Below are 16,978 nucleotides of genomic sequence, written 5' to 3'. Positions count from 1 at the left end.
GGGCCGCGCCCATCTGGAGGCCGGAGATGACCCGGCTGCCCGGCCCTGCCACCACTGGCGAAGCCGGCTCAGCGAAATCCACGCTCGCCCCTCCCCTTCGTCACCCCCCGAAGGTCAGAGCGATCGTATCCCGGCGGGCTAGCCCGTTTGCCGGCGTTCTCTTCAACCCGCCATGGGGAGGGTCTGCTGGGTGGCGACGCCGAGGGTGGATTCGATGATGGTGACGAAGCCCTCGGCCTCGGCGATGAGTTCGTCGGCGTCGTGCGCGCTGACCAGGTGGACCAGGCCGGCTTCTGCGGCGGCGCGCTTCTTGGCGCTGGTCGCGAAGTAGGCGGCCCACTGGGAGAGTTCGGGCTGGGTCTCCGGGAGGAGTTCCCAGGCGCTGCGCAGCCGGCGGCGGCGGCCGTCGATGGGCTGGGGGCGGGCGGCCAGAATCGCCGCGGCGGCACGGAGGGCCGCCAGGTGGGCGTTGATGTATCGTTCGGCCGGGGTTGTCGCGAGGGCTGCGTCCGCCAGGCAGGAGCGGGCGTCGGTCAGGTGTGCGAGAACGGTCCGCGACACTTTGGGCCCGGTGGGCCCGTTCTGCGGTCCGGTCATGCCAGCCTCCTAGGGCTTGGTGGCCTCCGGCGGTCTCCGCCGGTGGAATCACACTTGCAGACCCCACCGACATTTCCGCCTGCGGTTCCTCCAGACTGCGTGGCCGGACGAGGAGCTTCCCCTCTCCCCGTCCGGCCTCAAGCTGCGGGGCCGCGCTCCCACTCGTCTCCGCCGACGACGGGGAGCGCGGGCCCCTCTTGGGGTGAGAGCAGGCCGCGAGTCCCACTCTCACAGCTCGAACATAAATTCGACCAAGGTCAAAGTCAAGCACTTCGCCGAACAAGGGTTCGATCAATGATGCTGTCAGCGCGCGAAAACGGCCCCGCACCTGGGGAGATGCGGGGCCGTCGATCAATCGCTCAGCGGGCGAACTTACCCTTCACGTGGACCGGCACGCCGGTGCCCAGCTGGCCGGGGAGGATCTCCGCGACGTGCATCGGGAGCCGTACGCAGCCGTGGGAGGCCGGGTAGAGCGGCACCGACTGCGCGCCGTGGAAGGCGATGCCGCCGTTGAAGAAGATCGGGTTGTACAGCTGGCCCAGGTAGGACTTGTGCCAGCCGCTCCGCCGCCAGGTGGTCTTGAAGTTGCCGGTCGGCGTACGGGCGTCGCCGGTGAACTTCTGGCGTTCGCCGTTCCACATCGCGTACTCGACGTACGGGACGCCGCTGCCGGAGGAGATATGGGTGATCAGGCGGACCTGGCCACCCCGGTAGAGGACCATGACCTGCTTGGTCAGGTTGACCTCGGCCCGGTCGGGCTTGCCGTTCGGCACCAGGATCCGGGGTTCGGCCGGCTGTTCCAGCGCGTTCCAGGTCCTGGCCGTGATCGTGCTGGTCGGCTTGAGACCGTTGATCTTCTGGAAGGCCCAGACGGCGGCCTGGGTGGTGCCGCCGTACCTGCCGTCGATCTTGCCGGGCAGGTACCGGAGTTCTTTGAGCCGCGTCTGGAGCGCCTTGACCGCCGCCCCCTTGGCCCCCAGTTTGAGCGTCTTGTTCGGAGCGGTGAACGGCGCCGGCACCGAGGCCGCCACCAATCGGACCGCTCCAGAATCCAGGCTCACCGCGGCTGGACGTGCCTGCTCAGCACCCGTCACAGCGCAACCGGTGAGCGCCACGGCCACCGCCGATAACAGCGCCGCGGTGGCGAGATGACGGCGTCGAGCCCTCATCTACATCAACCCCCTCATGTACACCATCTTTCGACAAAGGAACTTAGCGCACGGTGTGCTCAGTCCCTTGCGGGGGCAATGAGGTCGTTACCGAATCTCGCACCCTCCTGTCTTGGTTAGAGTTGGCGGGTGCCGGAAAAGTTGCATCCCAACGTCGCCCATGTCGCCTCGATCCTCCGCGAACTGGGCGCAACCGGGGAAATCGTGGTCTTCGACGAATCGGTGCCCACCGCGGCCGCCGCGGCGGCGCAGCTGGGCTGCGAGGTCGGCGCGATCGCCAACAGCCTGATCTTCGACGCCGACGGCGCGCCGCTCCTGGTCCTCACCAGCGGCGCGCACCGCGTCAACACCGACCTGATCGCCGCGCTCATCGGCGCCTCCCGGGTCCGCCGCGCCACCCCGGAGTTCGTCCGCGCCCACACGGGCCAGACGATCGGCGGCGTCGGCCCCGTGGGCCATCCGGCCCCGGTCCGCACCCTGGTCGACACCTGGCTGGCCAAGCACCCGGTGGTCTGGGCGGCGGCCGGCCACCCGCACACGGTCTTCCCGAGCACCTACGACGAGCTACTCGAACTCACCGGCGGCACCCCCACCGAGGTCGAGTAGTCACATGTATCGGAAACGTCCCTTTAGCCACATCTGGCCGGGCCTTGGCTGAGGGACTTTGCTAGTGTGCGTCGCGTGATCGAATTGCGGCGGGGTGGAGCGGACGCGTTTGTCGGCTCCCTGGAGACCGTGCTCGATATTTACACCGCGGCGATGCGACCGCCGCCCGATCAGCTTTCCGGGCGTATGGCCATCATGCGGAATCACGCCACATATCCGGAATTCGTGTGCGTGTTCGCGGGGGCGCCCGAGATCGTGGCCTTCGCCTACGGGTTTCGCGGCGCGCAGGGGCAGTGGTGGCACGACGTGGTCCGGCGGGCGCTGTATGAGCGGGCCGGCCCGGTGATCGCGGACGACTGGTTCGGGGACGCGCTGGAGCTGGCCGAGATCCACGTCCGGCCGGACTTCCAGGGCAAGGGCATCGGGCGCGGGATGATCAAGGCGATCTGCGCGGACCGGACCGAGCGGACCGCCGTGCTGTCCACGCATGACGCGCCCACGGCGGCCCGGCACCTCTACCGGAGCATCGGTTTCCTGGATCTGATGACCGAGTTCGTCTTCCCCGGCGGGTACGAGACGTACGCGATCGCCGGAACCCGGCTCCCGCTCGCCTAAACGACGACCGCAGGAGTCAGGGCCTGGAAGACCTCGCGGGTCGCGCTCGACCGGTTGAACGTGATGAAGTGAATGCCCGGCGCGCCCTCGTCCAGCAGGGTCTGGCAGAGTTCGGCGGCGTGCTCGATGCCGAGGCGGCGGACCGACTCCGGATCGTGGGCGACGGCCTCGAAACGCGCGGCGACCTCGGGCGGGAAGGGCGCGCCCGACAGCTGCTCGGAACGGGCGATCGTGCTGATCTGGGTGACCGGCATGATGCCGGGGATGATCGGGGTGTCGCAGCCCTTCGCGGCCACCCGGTCGCGCAGCCGCAGGTAGTCGTCGGCTTTGAAGAACATCTGCGTGATGGCGTAATCAGCCCCCGCACGACATTTCCTGACGAACTGCTCGGTGTCCGATTCGATGGTCGCCGACCGGGGGTGCTTGTACGGAAAAGCCGCCACCCCCACGCAGAACTCCCCCGACTGCCGGATCAGCCGGACCAGCTCCTCCGCGTACAGCACCCCTTCCGGATGCCGCACCCAGGTCCCCATCGGATCCCCCGGCGGGTCGCCCCGGACGGCCAGGATGTTCCGCACGCCGGCGTCCGCGAACCGCCCGACCAGATGCCGCAGCTCCCGCACGGAGTGGTTGACGGCGGTGAAGTGCGCCACCGGCGTGAGCGTCGTCCCGTGCGCGATGCGCTCGACGATGTCGACCGTGCGGTCCCGGGTTCCGCCGCCCGCGCCGTACGTCACCGAGACGAAGGTCGGCCGCAGGGCCTCAAGTTCCCGGATGGCCCGCCACAGTTGCCGCTCCCCCTCGTCGGTCTTCGGTGGCATGAACTCAAACGAGAAGGACCTTTCACCTGCGGCCAGCAGGTCCTTGACCGTCGGAACACGGTCAGGAAAGCGCGACGGGAGTCCCAGAGACATACCCCACAGGTTACAGGCCACTACCGCGCAGGAAGAGATCCACCGGATCCTCATCCACCCCGCGGGAAGGAGATAAGGATCAACGGAAGATACCCTCTCATTTATGACATATGTCCCGGGGCCGCTGGAGCTCATCCGCCCGGAAGTGGACCGTGCCCTGCTGCGGTTCCTGGACCGCCAGCGCCCCGCGTTCGACGATCCCGACCTGATCGCGGTGCTGTCGGCGGCCGAGGACTTCCTGTCGGGCGGCAAGCGGCTGCGTCCCGCCTTCTGCTACTGGGGCTGGCGGGCCGCGGGCGGCAGCGCCGATCCCTCGGTCTACACGGCGGCGGCCTCCCTGGAACTGCTCCAGGCCAGCGCGCTCGTGCACGACGACGTGATGGACTCCAGCGACCTGCGCCGGGGCATGCCGTCCGCGCACCGCCGGTTCGAGAAGCTGCACCTGGACTCGGAGTGGAGCGGCTCGGCCCTCCAGTTCGGCGAGGGCGCGGCCATCCTGCTGGGCAACCTGCTGCTGATCTGGTCCGGCGAGATGTGGCGGACCAGCGGCGTGCCCGCCGACTCGATGGCCGCCGCCCAGCCGGTGTTCGACCACATGCTCACCGAACTGATGAGCGGGCAGTACCTGGACCTGCTGGAGCAGGCGCACGGCGAGAACACCTTCGACAGCGCGCTCCGGGTGGCTCTGTACAAAAGCGGTAAATATTCGGTCGAACAACCCCTCCGTCTCGGCATGGTGCTGGCCGCCCGATCGCGCGAACCGTGGATCGACCGGTTCTGCGCCGAGTACGGCCAGAAGGTGGGCATCGCCTTCCAGCTCCGCGACGACGTCCTGGGCGTGTTCGGCGACCCGGTCGAGACCGGCAAACCGGCCGGGGACGACCTGCGCGAGGGCAAACGCACCATGCTGATCGCCCGCACCCTGGCGGCCGCCTCCAAGGAGCAGGCGCACGACGTGCGGAACCTGCTGGGCGATCCGAAGCTGGACGCGGAGGGGGTGGCCCGGCTGCGCGGGATCATCGAGGAGACCGGGGCGCTCGCGTACTGCGAGGACATGATCCGGCGGTATCTGGACGACGCGCTGGCCTGTCTCCAGACGGCGGGGATCACCTCCGCCGCCCGCGAATCGCTGGCCGCCCTGGCCGTCGCGGCCACCACTCGCCGGACATAACATCCCGCATTCCACATTCTGATGGGATTCACCCGTCCCTGCACCCTCATGCTGAACCGCACACCGATGCGTGAGGGAGAGGACCGCGGGGCCAATGTGGAAGCGGAAGAAACCCGATCCAGTCCCACCTGACTGGACACTCGATACGCTGACCTGCGCCCAGGCGCACGGCATGGGGGTGTCCAACGCGACCGCCCCGCACCTGCAGCATCTCTTCGTGGACAAGTCCGACTTCGTGCCGGCCTTCCTGGAACAGATCTGCGCCTCGTTCGAGGCCAAGCAGCACGAGCTGCTAACCAACCGCACCGGGGAGCTCGACGGGATCCAGAAGGGCTACGAGAACGCCATCCGGTTCGTGGCGACCGCGATGCGCAGCTATGGCGTCCTGGAGAACGATCTCATCGCGCTGGGCCCGGAGCCGCAGGCGCCCACCTCACGCGAGTACATGCGGCCACTGACCCCGTACGAAGCCCAGCAGGTCAAGATGGGGCAGCGGCGGCGCCGGATGGAGAAAGAACGCCACACCCTGCGGAACGGCATCGACACCGAGATCGCGGTCATCTCCAACCTGCAGGGCAGCTGGAACACCTGCTGGCAGAAACACGGCGGGGCCGTCGGCGGGGCGCTCTCCCAGGCGCGGAGACTGCTCGCCTGTTACAAGGAAGGCCTCTACTCCCGGCACGAGCGGGCCCCGCTGCTGGTCGGCGTCTGGACACCACCCGAGCTCGCACTGCGGGAGGAGTGGTACTTCGACCCCGACGAGCATCGGGAGCGGACGTTCCCGCCCGGCATCCTCCAGCACGGCGACGAACTCGCGCACGCCTGGCTCAACTTCTGGCAGCGCGACCCGCAGCCGCTCAGCCTCGAATCAGGCGACGACGGCACCTTTGAACTCGAATAACACGACATGGGGCAGCGCAACATGAGACCACGCGTTCTGGCCGCCGCGACGGCGGCCGCCCTGCTGCTCACGATGACGGCCTGCGACCCGGACGAGTTCAAGCCGGCCTGTGGCCTGGTCGTCGACGTGACCGGCTTCCGCAAGGTGCCGGCCGCCACAAAGCTGCTGGAGGGCAACGTCACGAAATTCGTCGAACGCTGCGACGGGCTCGCCTTCGCCGCGGCCACCGGCCGGTCGGTGGGCAGCCCGTGCCAGGCCGTGAACCCGGTCACCTTCCCGGCCTCCGAACGGGAGAACCCCAACGGCAATCCCCTCCTTGAGAAGCGCGCCAGAGAGGCCCACATCAGGGAGGCGATCACCGCCGCGGGAAACCTGCTCAAGTGCGAGGAACCCCAGGCCAAGGGGTCGGACGTCCTGGGCGCGCTGCAACTGATCGGCGACCGGGTGCGGAACCTCTCCGGACTGCCCGGCCCGTACCAGGTCATGATCTTCAGCGACCTGATGAACAACGTCGATCCGCTCGACCTGTCCAAGGGGGACTACTCCGAGGAGTCCTTCAGAAAGTCCACGATCGACAAGCTGCGTATCGGCAAGCACCTGCCCAACTTCAGCGACACCGTGGTCGAAGTGCACGGGTTCAACCTCACCTCCGAGAAGAACCCGGCGCGGGTCGCCCAGCTCCAACAGCTCTGGACCGAACTTCTCATCGCCTCGGGGGTTCCCGCAGACCAAGTGCGGTTCCTGTGAACCCCTCGCTCTTTGGAGATCAATCGTGAGCACCCAGCACAGCAACGACTACCTGCCCGCCCAGCCGCCCGGGTGGAACGCTCCGGAGATTCCGTACCCGGACTGGGCCGCCATCGAAGCGAAGGCCCGGGCCGACGGCGTCCAGCACGGGCAGTCGCTCGAGCCCATCGCCCTGATGCAGGAGTTCGAATCCCTGCACCTGAACCAGCTCGACGGGGACCGGGACGCGGAGATCGCCAAGTTCCAGACCCAGCTCCAGCGCCTGCGCCGGGAGACCGAAGGCGCCCAGGCCGAGCTGGACGAATACGCCACGACGATGGAGAAGGACTTCTCCACCTCGCAGACGACCTATGACCACATCAACAAGACCGTGACAATGATGGAGTCGGGGCCCTCCACGCGGGCGGGTGACCGGCTGCCCAGCACCCTGGCCCTGTCCGGCGGCGGCTGGAAGGCGGCGTTGCGGCACTGGGCCGGCCCGATCATCATTCTGGCCCTGCTGCTCACCGTCGACGTGCCCATCTACTACGCGACGTTCCTGGTGTTCGGCGAGAGCCCGGTGCTCACCTACGCCCTGGCGATCGGGGCCATCCTGGTCTTCGTGCTCGGCCCGCACTTCTATGGGCGCAGTTTCCGGGAGTGGCAGGAGTACCGGGACCGGGGTGACCGGGCGGACCGGCGTGGCCTGGCCAAATGGCCGATCCTACTGTTCGTCATTCCGGTGCTCTGGTTCGTCTCCATCTGCAGCATCGCGTACATGCGGCTGAAGTCCCTGTACGAGAACCCGCCGGTCCTCTACGGCGCGGACGGCAAGCCGCTGGCGAAGAACTTCGACGCGGCCGGAAACGAGATCCCGTCCGACACTACGCTCCTCGGCCAGCTGGGCTACCTCCCGCTGCTGATCGTCTTCCTGGCTCTGATGATCTTCACGGCGCTGATCGCGACCGAGCTGGGTCGGCGGATGGGAAACCCGAACGACCGTCTGCTTAAAGAGCAGCGGGCCAACCGGCTGCGGGCCAGGGGCGTGCTCGATCAGGCCCAGCGGCGCAAGGCCGAGGCCGCCCGCAAGTCCAAGGAGATCGCCGCCTTCCTGGCCGAGCTGACGGCCGCCGAGGAGCGGGGGCCGGCCCAGATCGAGCAGCACTTCGACAAGGCCGAGGAGATCTACGTCAACTCGCTGGCCATGACTGTGGATGCCAAGGACGACGATCCGGACCGGATCGATCGGGTGGTGCTCTTCGGTCCCGGCATCCTGCGCCGGCATCGGCGCCTCCGGCACGAGCTGAACATGGCGGAATCCTGACGCGTGCGATGCGGACGGCGCTCCGGTGCACGCGGTCGAACACAACGGGGAGAAAGTCAGAGGGCACAGATCCGATGAGCGTGAAACTCAGCAAGGGCGAGAACTTCTCGCTGACCCAAACCGGCGCTGATCTCAGTCAGGTGGTCATCGAGCTCGGCTGGACCCCGCGCGCCACCGTAGGGGCCGATTTCGACCTCGACGCGTCGGCTCTCATGGTCGGGCCGGGCGACCGGGCCCTGTCCGACGAGCATTTCATCTACTACAACAACCTGCGCAGCCCCGAGGGCGCGGTCCGGCACGAGGGGGACGACCGGGACGGGCAGGCCAAGGGCGAGCGCATCTGGATCGACCTCGGCCGGGTGCCCGCCCAGTGCGTGAAGATCATATTCACGGTCTCGATCCACCTCGCCATCGAGCGCAGGCAGAACTTCGGGCAGGTCAGGGACGCGTACATCACGGTCAGCGACGGCTCGGACGACCTCCTGCTGGGCCGCTTCGACCTGGCCGAAGACTACGCCGGCGAGACCGCGATGATCTTCGGCGAGCTCTACTGGCACCGCGCCGAATGGAAGTTCCGAGCCGTCGAGCAGGGCTATCGGGAAGGCCTGGAGCGAATCCTCCGGGCGCACGGGGTCGATGTCGAATGACCACGCCAGAGTGCCCGGATAGGAAAGTGATCCCGTGAATCTCCGCATCTTCGGAGTGCCTTTCGGCACCACCGCAGTCGGCTTGATCGGCGCACTGCTCATCGGCGGCTGGGAGGCGTTCGCCCTGGTGGCGATCCTCTCGGTCCTAGAGATATCGCTGTCATTCGACAACGCCGTGGTGAACGCCAAAGTGATCGAGCGGATGAGCCAGTTCTGGCAGCGGATGTTCCTCACCATCGGCATTCTGATCGCCGTCTTCGGCATGAGGCTGGCGTTCCCGCTGCTCATCGTGGGCATCACCGCCCAGCTCAGCCCGGCCGAGGCCATCAGCCTGGCGGTGAACGACCCGGCCGGCTACGGCGCCCGCCTGCACGAGGCGCATCCCATGATCGCGGCCTTCGGCGGCATGTTCCTGCTGATGCTGTTCCTCGACTTCGTCTTCGAGGAGCACGATTTCACCTGGCTGGCCTGGCTGGAACGTCCGCTGGCCCGGATCGGCAAGCTCGACCAGCTCTCGGTGGCGGTGGCCCTGGTGGTGCTGGTCACCACCACCACCCAGCTGCTCGCGGAGCCTGGCCCCGCGCTGATCGCCGGGGTGTTGGGGATCGTGACGTATCTGCTGGTCAACGGTCTCGGCGAGCTGTTCCAGGAGGAGGGGGGCGAGCCAGGCATCGCCTACGCCACCGGGCGGGCCGGATTCTTCTTGTTCCTCTACCTGGAGGTGCTGGACGCCTCCTTCTCCTTCGACGGGGTGATCGGCGCGTTCGCGATCAGCGACAACCTGTTCGTCATCACGGCCGGTCTGGGCATCGGTGCGATGTACGTCCGCGCGCTCACCATCTACCTGGTCCGGCGAGGCACGCTCAGCAAGTACGTCCACCTGGAGCACGGCGCGCACTGGGCGATCGGGGCGCTCGCCGTGATCATGGTGTTGAGCTTCGGGTTCACCGTGCCCGAGGTGGTGACCGGGCTGATCGGGCTGTGTTTCATCGGGACCGCGATGATCACCTCCACTATCCACCGCCGCAGCGTGCCCAGTCCTTCGGACGAGACGCCGGCCATGACCGCGGCCAAGAGCTGAGGACACGATGGCAGTCAACCTGAGCAAAGGCAGCGGGAACGGCACGCAGCCGCCCGAGCCAGCCGAGCCGCCACGGCAGCAGCCGCGAAAGGTGCGGCTGAGCAAGGACAAGCCGACCGCCGCGGTGCCCGCGCAGGCCGGGCAGATCCGGGTCAATCTCCGGTGGGATGACTCCGGATCTCCGGTGGATCTGGACCTGTCCTGCTTCTGGGCGCTGGCCAACGGCAAGATCGGCTGCGTGCAGGCCCTGGGCGACAAGTTCACCGTGCCCCCGCACAGCCAGAACCCGCTGATCAGGCTGGACGAGGACAAGAAGTCCGGCGGCGGCGACGGGGAGAACCTGTTCATCGACATGTCCCGGGCGCACCACATCAGGCGCATCCTCGTATACGCCCACATCTCCGATGGCGTGCCGAACTTCGCCGCCGCGCATGCCGTGGCGACCGTGTACCAGGAGGACGCGGCCCCGATCGTGGTCGAGCTGAAGGGGCCCTCGTACCGGGCCTCGGTGTGCACGGTCGCGCTGATGGTCGGCGACGAGGCGGGAGGGCTCACCGTCCGGCACGAGGTGCGGTACTTCCAGAGCGCCAAGCAGATGAGCGACCACTACGGCTGGGGGCTGAGCTTCCGGCCCGGCCAGAAGTTCCACGGCTAGTTCAACCGGCCGGCGAGTCGGCGCTTGAACTCGGACGCCGCCGCCTTCGGGTCGTCGGCCTCGGTGATGGCGCGGACGACGACCACCCGGCGGACGCCGTACGACAGGACCTCGTCGAGGTTGGCGAGGTCGATGCCGCCGATGCCGAACCACGGGCGATCCAGGGTGGCGGCGTGGCGGAGCAGGGCGGGGCCCGGGGCGGGGCGGCCCGGTTTGGTGGGGGTGGGCCAGATCGGGCCGCAGCAGAAGTAGTCGACGCCGGGTTCGACGGCGGCGGCCGACGCCTCGGCCTCGGCGTGCGTGGACCTGCCGATGAGCATGCCGGAACCCAGGATGGCGCGGGCGGCCGGCACCGGCAGGTCGTCCTGGCCCAGGTGCAGCACGTCGGGCCCGAACCCGGACAGCCCGGCAGCGCACGCGACGTCGGCCCGATCATTGACCGCCAGCAGCGCGCCATGCCGGTCGCAGGCCGCGCGGAAGCGTTCGAGCAGGCCGAGCTCCTCGCGCGCCTCCAGACCCTTCTCCCGGAGCTGGAGGATGTCCACCCCGCCGGCGAGCGCGGCGTCCAGGAACTCGTCCAGGTCGCCGCGGTCGCGCCGGCTGTCGGTGCACAGGTACAGGAGGGCGCGTGAAAGACGCTGCCGGGCGTTCGGAGTTGCCTCAGTCACCCACCAACGATGTCATGCGCTCAGAAGCCCAGTGCCTGGGCCCGCCTTTTGACCTCCGTGTGGCGGCCCGCCACGATCGCGTCGATGGGCGCGCCGGGGAGCGAGTCGTCGCTGGTGAACAGCCAGCGGATGGACTCGACCTCGCCGTATCCGGCGTCGGCAAGGACAGTCAGGGTGCCGGGAAGTCCCTTGATGACATCGTCACCAGCCAGGAACACCGCCGGGATCTGCGGCTCGCCGCCGCCGCGGCGGACTCCGACGAGCTTCTTGTCCTTGATGAGCTGCTTGGCCCGGCCAATGCTCAGGCCCAGCTTCTTCGCGACCGTCGAGAGTGGCAGCCACTCTCCCACCAGGTGGTCGGTCTCTCGGTCGATCTGCGCAACAGTAAGCGTCACGAAACCACCATTACCACATGCCCCCGCCATGAAACACCTCGGTTAAGCCACAGTGCAATCACGCAGGGTAACACCGGGGTCGGCGAGCCTTACGGCGTCGATCCTCTGGCGGCTTTCCACGAGCCTGCGGCCCTGAAGTAAATCACGGGGACGGTCCACGGTGAGAATGGCGGTGAGGCGGTCGTCGTCGGTCAGCCAGCAGACCGACCAGCCGGCGTCCCGCTCGGGGTCGCCGCGCATGACCATGCGGCCGCCGTCGTGGTGGCCGGCGTACTGGACCATGTGGTTGAACTGCTCGGACCAGAAGTACGGCACCGGGTCGTAGATCGCCGACTCCCCCATCAGGGTGGCGGCGGCGACGTCGGGGCCGTTGAGCGCGTTGTCCCAGTGCTCGATCCGCATCCGGCGGCGGAACCGGCGGGACCACCAGTTGGCGCAGTCGCCGACGGCGACCACGTTGGGGGCGAACGTGCGCAGGTGCTCGTCGACCAGGACGCCGTTGTCGAGCTCCACGTCGGAGCCGTCCAGCCAGGCCACGGCGGGCCGTACCCCGACGCCGGTGACGACCACGTCGGCGGCGATCCGGTCGCCGTCGAGCAGGGTCAGGCCGTCCGGGTCGACGGTGCCGACCTTGGTGCCGAGGCGGAGCTCGACACCGGCCTCCGCATACCAGGGGATCATGTACGCGCCGACCGGGAGCGCGTTCGCCAGCGGCGCGTCGTCGGCCTCTACCACGGTCACCTGGCAGCCCGCGCGGGCGGCGGCGGTGGCCACCTCGGCGCCGATCCAGCCCGCGCCGACGATCGCGACCCGGGTCTCCGGCAGCAGCTTGGCGCGCAGGGCGAGCGCGTCGTCGATGGTCCGCAGCACATGCTGGTGGCCCTCGCCGCGCAACCGGATCGGGGCGGCCCCGGTGGCGACCACCAGGCCGTCGAACTGGAGCTCGCCGTCGGTCGTCTCCACGACGCCCTCGCGGAGCCCCTTGGCGGCGGCGCCGAGCCGGAGCGTCACATCCAGCGCGTCCAGGTCGGAGTCGACCACCGAGGAGTCCGCGGCGCCCAGCAGCACGGCCTTGGAGAGCGGCGGACGGTCGTAGGGGCGATGGTTCTCCTCCCCCACGAGCGTGATGCGGCCGGCGAACCCGTGGGCCCGCAATGCCTCGATGCTCCGAATACCGGCCAGGCCGGCTCCCACCACCACGACGTGATCCACGCCCTGACCCTAGATTGCCTACCGGGGCACTCGCCAATGGAGATTGGGTAACAAATTGGGTAAGTACCGCGCACAGTATCTGAATTGCGTGTTGTGCGTTGCGGCCCCGAACACGACTAGGCTGATGGTGTAAGACGCGCGGGAGTCCGGCTGACCGGGCTGAGAGGAGAACTCTCCAGGTTCTCGACCGCTATGACACCTGATCCGGGTAATGCCGGCGAAGGGAGCGCGGTGCCTGAATCCGCAATTTCGGAAAGCCATACCCCGAATTCCGTTTTCGACGTCGCCGTCGTCGGCGCGGGGGTGGTGGGCCTCTCGATCGCCTGGCGGGCCGCGCTGCGGGGGCTGCGGGTGGCCGTCGTGGACCCGGATCCCGGGCGTGGCGCGACGTACGCGTCGGCGGGCATGCTGGCGCCGGTGAGCGAGGTCACCTTCACCGAGGAGCCGTTGCTCCGGCTCGGGCTGGCGTCGCTGGCGCGGTGGCCGTCGTTCCGTACCGAACTGGAGGAGGCGAGCGGCAGGGCTGTCGACTATCGCACCGACGGCACGCTGGAGCTCGCCTACGACTCCGACGACCTGGCCCAGCTGGACGATCTGGCCGCCTTCGAGGCGACACTGGGGCTGCGCGTCGAACGGCTGACCGGCCGCGAATGCCGCAAACGCGAACCCATGCTGGCGCCCTCGATCCGCGGCGGCCTGCTGGCCCGCGACGACGCCTGGGTGGACCCGCGCCTGCTCGCCCCCGCCCTGTGCGCCGCCCTGGCCCGGGCCCGCGCCACGTTCGTCGCCGAACCGGCGGTGAAGATCCAGTCCGGGCTGGTACGGCTGGCCGGCGGCGCCGTCAGGGCCGAGCAGATCGTGGTCGCCGCCGGAGCCCGTTCCGCGGCGCTGCTGCCCGGCCTCCCGGTCCGCCCGGTCAAGGGCCAGATCCTGCGCCTGCGCGGGCCGCGCGGCTTCCTGTCGGCCTGCGTGCGCGGCTGGGTGCACGGCGTGCCCGTGTACCTGGTGCCGCGCGAGAACGGCGAGATCACGCTCGGCGCGACCATGGAGGAGCAGGGCTTCGACCCGAGGGTCACCGCGGGCGGCGTCTACCAGCTGCTCAGGGACGCCCGCGACCTGGTGCCCGGCATCGCCGAGCTGGAGCTCGCGGAGACCCGCGCCGGGTTCCGCCCCGGCACCCCCGACAACCTGCCGCTGATCGGCGCCACCGGCCTGCCGGGGGTGTACGTGGCGACCGGGCACCACCGGGCGGGCGTGCTGCTGTCGCCCGTCACCGCCGACGCGGTCGCCGACCTGCTGACCGGCGCGGCCGGGCCGCCGCTCCTGGCCGCCTGCGATCCGGCCCGATTCGAGTGAGGGACAGATGCTAGTGACGATCAACGGCAGCGCGCATGAGCTGGCGGAGGGGGCTTCGGTGGCGCAAGCCGTACGGGAGCTGACCGGGCAGACCGGCGGCGTGGCGGTGGCCGTCAACGACGAGGTGGTGCGGCGCGGGGCCTGGGACTCCACGGCGCTCACCGATGGGGACCGGGTCGAAGTGCTCACCGCGGTCCAGGGAGGATGACGGCGTGACAGACGACGTGCTGGTTCTCGGCGGCGAGAAGTTCGAGTCCAGGCTGATCATGGGGACCGGTGGCGCGCCGTCGCTGGAGGTGCTGGACCGGGCGCTGGTGGCGTCCGGGACCGAGCTGACCACGGTGGCGATGCGGCGGCTCGACCCGGCCGCCCAGGGGTCGGTGCTGGACATGCTGAAGGCCAGGGGCATCCGGGTGCTGCCGAACACGGCCGGCTGCTTCACCGCCGGCGAGGCCGTGCTGACCGCGCGGCTGGCCCGGGAGGCGCTCGGCACCGACTGGGTCAAACTGGAGGTCATCGCCGATGAGCGGACCCTGCTGCCGGACCCGATCGAGACCTTCGACGCCGCCGAACGGCTGGTCGCGGACGGGTTCACGGTGCTGCCGTACATCGGGGACGACCCGATTCTGGCGCGGCGGCTGGAACAGGCCGGCTGCGCGGCTGTGATGCCGCTGGGCGCGCCGATCGGGTCCGGGCTCGGCGTGCGCAACCCGCACAACATCGAGCTGATCGTCGAGTCCGCGCAGGTGCCGGTGATCCTGGACGCCGGGATCGGCACCGCCAGCGACGCCGCCCTGGCGATGGAACTCGGCTGCGACGCCGTGCTGCTGGCCACCGCCGTCACCCGGGCCAGGCGGCCGGAACTGATGGCCGCCGCCATGCGCGACGCCGTCACCGCCGGGCGGCGGGCGCGCCTGGCGGGGCGCATCCCGCGACGCCGTTACGCTGAGGCGTCATCACCCGCGCGTGACCGGAGCGATCCAAGTGGCACGTGAAGCGCCGGTAAACCACTTTGTGGGTCTCGGTTTGGGATTCCCACGCTCTGTGGGTGGCAAATCACCCGTAAACTCTGGGCCGTGGACACGACGCTAACCGACCCACTCGTAGGGCAGACGCTCGACGGGCGTTACCGCGTCGAGTCCCGGATCGCCCGGGGCGGCATGGCCTCCGTCTACCTGGCTCTGGACATCCGGCTCGACCGCATGGTCGCCGTCAAGGTGATGCACCGCTCACTGGCCGAGGACCCGCAGTTCGTCCGGCGGTTCATCGGCGAGGCGAAATCCGTCGCCTCCCTGTCCCACCCCAACGTGGTGCACGTCTTCGACCAGGGCACCGACGGGGACCACGTCTACCTGTCGATGGAGTACTTCCCCGGCAAGACCCTCCGCGACGTGCTGCGCGAGCGCGGCCGGATCCCCGCCAGGGAAGCCCTGGAGATCATGATCCCGGTGCTGGCCGCCCTCGGCGCGGCCCACCAGGCCGGGCTGATCCACCGCGACGTCAAGCCGGAGAACGTGCTGCTGACCGAGGACGGCCGGGTCAAGGTCGTCGACTTCGGGCTGGCCCGCGCGATCGAGGCGAGCAACCAGACCAAGTCCGGCATCATGATCGGCACCATCGCGTACATGTCGCCCGAGCAGGTCACCGCCGGCGTCGCCGACGTCCGCGCGGACGTGTACGCGGCCGGGATCGTGCTGTACGAACTGCTGACCGGGCACCAGCCGTACCAGGGCGAGTCGCCAATGTCGGTCGCCTACCGGCACGTCCACGACAGCGTCCCCGCCCCCTCCGCGCTCGCTCCTGAGACCCCGCCCGCGCTGGACGCGCTGGTCCGCTCCGCCACCGCCAAGGACCCCGCCCAGCGCCCCAACGACGCGGCCGCCATGCTCGTCGCCGCCGTCGAGGCCCACCGCGGCCTCGCCGCCGCCCGCGTCAGCGGCCAGCACTCCGTCCCCACCTTCCCGCCCGGCGTCCAGCACACCACCGTCCAGCCCAGCCTGGACCTGCCCCCCGCCGCCCCCGTCAAGCGGAACCTCCGCCCGGTCTGGTTCGTCGCCGGCCTCGCCCTGCTCATGCTGGCCGGCATCGCCTTCAGCGGCTGGTACTTCTCCCAGGAGCGGTACGCCAAGGTGCCCGACCTGCTCAAGCAGAACGTGAAACTGGCCGAGCAGGCGGCACGCAAACTCGGCTTCCAGGTCAAGATCGGCGAACCCCGGTTCGACGGCAAGGTGGCCAAGGACATCGTCCTGGAGACCCAGCCCGCGGAGGGCGTGGAGGTCGAGAAGGGCTCCCTGGTCACCATCATCGCCTCGGCAGGACCGGAGATGGTGGTCGTCCCGAAGGTCGAGAACTCCAGCGAGGCCGACGCCCGCCTGAAGATCTCCGAAGCCGGGCTCACCGTCTCCCGCGTCCGCAAGTCCGCCAGCGACAAGATCGCCCGCGGCCTGGCGATCCGCTCCGACCCCGTCGTCGGCAAACGCGTCCGCAAGGGCTCCTCCGTCGTCCTGGTCATCAGCGTCGGACTGCTCGCGCCGGACGTCACCGGCATGATGCGCGACCAGGCCCAGCAGTTCCTGCAGACCAAGGGCTACCCCGGCGACTGCGTCAACGAGGTCACCGACGACGCGGCCCCCGGCACGGTCATCGCCCAGGAACCCGCGGGCGGCGCCGAGATGGAACCCACCACCAAGATCTGCATGACCGTGTCAAAGGGCCCGGACACGCCGTTCTGGCCCTGGGAGCGCGACCCGTCCATCGCGGCCCCCGACTTCGTCAACGTCCCCGACGTCCGCTTCAAGGACGTGAACGACGCACGCCGCGAACTCGAATCGGCCGGCTTCGAGGTCAAGGTCCGCAAGGTCGTCGGAGGGCGGCGGGTGATCTCACAGAACCCCGTGGGAGCTGTCCCGCAGGGCACCCGGATCACCCTCTGGCACTGACG

Annotated in this window: 19 protein-coding genes and 1 riboswitch; of the genes, 13 read left to right on the top strand and 6 right to left on the bottom strand. The window is 69.2% G+C overall.

All coding sequences use genetic code 11. The features are described from left to right. Positions 1 to 162: 162 nt before the first annotated feature. Positions 163 to 597, bottom strand: coding sequence for an SAV_6107 family HEPN domain-containing protein (locus Acor_RS05185; RefSeq protein WP_155335378.1), 435 nt, complete (start codon positions 595 to 597; stop codon positions 163 to 165). Between the two features lie 359 nt (positions 598 to 956). Then, on the bottom strand, positions 957 to 1,766 hold the full coding sequence (locus Acor_RS05180; RefSeq protein ID WP_155335377.1) for a L,D-transpeptidase family protein: 810 nt from the start codon (positions 1,764 to 1,766) through the stop codon (positions 957 to 959). 129 nt (positions 1,767 to 1,895) lie between these two features. Between Acor_RS05180 and Acor_RS05175 the strand changes: the two genes are divergently transcribed. Together Acor_RS05175 and Acor_RS05170 are read left to right on the top strand one after the other, a co-directional pair. Then, positions 1,896 to 2,372 (top strand): YbaK/EbsC family protein, encoded by a 477-nt coding sequence (locus Acor_RS05175; protein WP_155335376.1) that lies wholly within the window; start codon positions 1,896 to 1,898, stop codon positions 2,370 to 2,372. A gap of 75 nt (positions 2,373 to 2,447) precedes the next feature. Further along, positions 2,448 to 2,987 (top strand): GNAT family N-acetyltransferase, encoded by a 540-nt coding sequence (locus tag Acor_RS05170; RefSeq protein WP_246238434.1) that lies wholly within the window; start codon positions 2,448 to 2,450, stop codon positions 2,985 to 2,987. On the opposite strand, the gene metF is transcribed toward Acor_RS05170, so the two are convergent. Further along, positions 2,984 to 3,901 carry a methylenetetrahydrofolate reductase [NAD(P)H] gene (gene metF / locus Acor_RS05165; protein WP_155335375.1) on the bottom strand — a complete coding sequence of 306 codons (918 nt, stop codon included), beginning with the start codon at positions 3,899 to 3,901 and terminating at the stop codon, positions 2,984 to 2,986. The two genes, Acor_RS05170 and metF, sit on opposite strands and share 4 nt — an antisense overlap. Before the next feature lie 103 nt (positions 3,902 to 4,004). Between metF and Acor_RS05160 the strand changes: the two genes are divergently transcribed. The 7 genes from Acor_RS05160 to Acor_RS05130 all read left to right on the top strand — a co-directional run bounded on the left by Acor_RS05160 (position 4,005) and on the right by Acor_RS05130 (position 10,406). After that, a complete protein-coding gene (locus Acor_RS05160) occupies positions 4,005 to 5,072 on the top strand; it encodes a polyprenyl synthetase family protein (protein ID WP_155335374.1) in 1,068 nt (355 codons plus the stop codon). Positions 5,073 to 5,244: 172 nt separating this feature from the next. After that, entirely contained in the window at positions 5,245 to 5,973 is a 729-nt protein-coding gene (locus Acor_RS05155) for a hypothetical protein (RefSeq protein WP_155335373.1), read from the top strand. A gap of 21 nt (positions 5,974 to 5,994) precedes the next feature. Then, positions 5,995 to 6,720: a hypothetical protein gene (locus tag Acor_RS05150; RefSeq protein WP_155335372.1), complete on the top strand. Its 726-nt coding sequence runs from the start codon at positions 5,995 to 5,997 to the stop codon at positions 6,718 to 6,720. A 25-nt stretch (positions 6,721 to 6,745) separates the two neighbouring features. Further along, positions 6,746 to 8,023 (top strand): ATP synthase subunit B family protein, encoded by a 1,278-nt coding sequence (locus tag Acor_RS05145; RefSeq protein ID WP_155335371.1) that lies wholly within the window; start codon positions 6,746 to 6,748, stop codon positions 8,021 to 8,023. A 74-nt stretch (positions 8,024 to 8,097) separates the two neighbouring features. Continuing rightward, positions 8,098 to 8,670: a TerD family protein gene (locus Acor_RS05140; RefSeq protein ID WP_155335370.1), complete on the top strand. Its 573-nt coding sequence runs from the start codon at positions 8,098 to 8,100 to the stop codon at positions 8,668 to 8,670. Positions 8,671 to 8,704: 34 nt separating this feature from the next. Beyond that, positions 8,705 to 9,751 carry a DUF475 domain-containing protein gene (locus Acor_RS05135; RefSeq protein WP_155335369.1) on the top strand — a complete coding sequence of 349 codons (1,047 nt, stop codon included), beginning with the start codon at positions 8,705 to 8,707 and terminating at the stop codon, positions 9,749 to 9,751. A 7-nt stretch (positions 9,752 to 9,758) separates the two neighbouring features. Continuing rightward, a complete protein-coding gene (locus Acor_RS05130) occupies positions 9,759 to 10,406 on the top strand; it encodes a hypothetical protein (protein ID WP_155335368.1) in 648 nt (215 codons plus the stop codon). Here the strand turns inward: Acor_RS05130 and thiE are convergent. Genes thiE through Acor_RS05115 form a run of 3 tightly spaced genes read right to left on the bottom strand, consistent with a single transcriptional unit; the run spans position 10,403 to position 12,681 of the window. Then, positions 10,403 to 11,074 (bottom strand): thiamine phosphate synthase, encoded by a 672-nt coding sequence (gene thiE, locus Acor_RS05125; protein WP_155335367.1) that lies wholly within the window; start codon positions 11,072 to 11,074, stop codon positions 10,403 to 10,405. The genes Acor_RS05130 and thiE overlap by 4 nt on opposite strands. A gap of 20 nt (positions 11,075 to 11,094) precedes the next feature. Further along, the gene (locus Acor_RS05120; protein WP_246238433.1) at positions 11,095 to 11,469 is read right to left on the bottom strand and encodes an Rv2175c family DNA-binding protein; all 375 of its coding nucleotides are present in this window, start codon (positions 11,467 to 11,469) and stop codon (positions 11,095 to 11,097) included. A gap of 42 nt (positions 11,470 to 11,511) precedes the next feature. Then, positions 11,512 to 12,681, bottom strand: a complete 1,170-nt coding sequence (locus Acor_RS05115) for an NAD(P)/FAD-dependent oxidoreductase (RefSeq protein WP_155335365.1) — start codon at positions 12,679 to 12,681, stop codon at positions 11,512 to 11,514. A gap of 128 nt (positions 12,682 to 12,809) precedes the next feature. Then, positions 12,810 to 12,924, top strand: a riboswitch (TPP riboswitch). Between Acor_RS05115 and thiO the strand changes: the two genes are divergently transcribed. The 4 genes from thiO to pknB all read left to right on the top strand — a co-directional run bounded on the left by thiO (position 12,913) and on the right by pknB (position 16,976). Further along, a complete protein-coding gene (thiO, locus tag Acor_RS05110) occupies positions 12,913 to 14,037 on the top strand; it encodes a glycine oxidase ThiO (RefSeq protein WP_246238432.1) in 1,125 nt (374 codons plus the stop codon). (Overlaps the previous riboswitch by 12 nt.) Before the next feature lie 7 nt (positions 14,038 to 14,044). Further along, entirely contained in the window at positions 14,045 to 14,245 is a 201-nt protein-coding gene (gene thiS / locus Acor_RS05105) for a sulfur carrier protein ThiS (protein WP_155335364.1), read from the top strand. Next, on the top strand, positions 14,202 to 15,032 hold the full coding sequence (locus tag Acor_RS05100; protein ID WP_155335363.1) for a thiazole synthase: 831 nt from the start codon (positions 14,202 to 14,204) through the stop codon (positions 15,030 to 15,032). Before thiS ends, Acor_RS05100 begins: the two co-directional genes overlap by 44 nt. A gap of 81 nt (positions 15,033 to 15,113) precedes the next feature. Further along, positions 15,114 to 16,976 (top strand): Stk1 family PASTA domain-containing Ser/Thr kinase, encoded by a 1,863-nt coding sequence (gene pknB / locus Acor_RS05095; RefSeq protein WP_155335362.1) that lies wholly within the window; start codon positions 15,114 to 15,116, stop codon positions 16,974 to 16,976. Positions 16,977 to 16,978: the final 2 nt, after the last annotated feature.

The sequence above is a fragment of the Acrocarpospora corrugata genome, assembly GCF_009687845.1.
Lineage (GTDB): Bacteria > Actinomycetota > Actinomycetes > Streptosporangiales > Streptosporangiaceae > Acrocarpospora > Acrocarpospora corrugata.
Note: the sequence above shows the minus strand (reverse complement) of the source record. Positions and strands in the feature narration are given on the sequence as shown.

Bases quoted from the DNA above. Each gene is read 5' to 3' on its own strand.
- Acor_RS05160 (WP_155335374.1), top strand. From the start codon at position 4,005: ATGACATATGTCCCGGGGCCGCTGGAGCTCATCCGCCCGGAAGTGGAC.
- Acor_RS05140 (WP_155335370.1), top strand. From the start codon at position 8,098: ATGAGCGTGAAACTCAGCAAGGGCGAGAACTTCTCGCTGACCCAAACC.
- Acor_RS05180 (WP_155335377.1), bottom strand. From the start codon at position 1,766: ATGAGGGCTCGACGCCGTCATCTCGCCACCGCGGCGCTGTTATCGGCG.
- Acor_RS05150 (WP_155335372.1), top strand. From the start codon at position 5,995: ATGAGACCACGCGTTCTGGCCGCCGCGACGGCGGCCGCCCTGCTGCTC.
- Acor_RS05155 (WP_155335373.1), top strand. From the start codon at position 5,245: ATGGGGGTGTCCAACGCGACCGCCCCGCACCTGCAGCATCTCTTCGTG.
- Acor_RS05100 (WP_155335363.1), top strand. From the start codon at position 14,202: ATGGGGACCGGGTCGAAGTGCTCACCGCGGTCCAGGGAGGATGACGGC.
- metF (WP_155335375.1), bottom strand. From the start codon at position 3,901: ATGTCTCTGGGACTCCCGTCGCGCTTTCCTGACCGTGTTCCGACGGTC.
- Acor_RS05130 (WP_155335368.1), top strand. From the start codon at position 9,759: ATGGCAGTCAACCTGAGCAAAGGCAGCGGGAACGGCACGCAGCCGCCC.
- thiS (WP_155335364.1), top strand. From the start codon at position 14,045: ATGCTAGTGACGATCAACGGCAGCGCGCATGAGCTGGCGGAGGGGGCT.
- Acor_RS05185 (WP_155335378.1), bottom strand. From the start codon at position 597: ATGACCGGACCGCAGAACGGGCCCACCGGGCCCAAAGTGTCGCGGACC.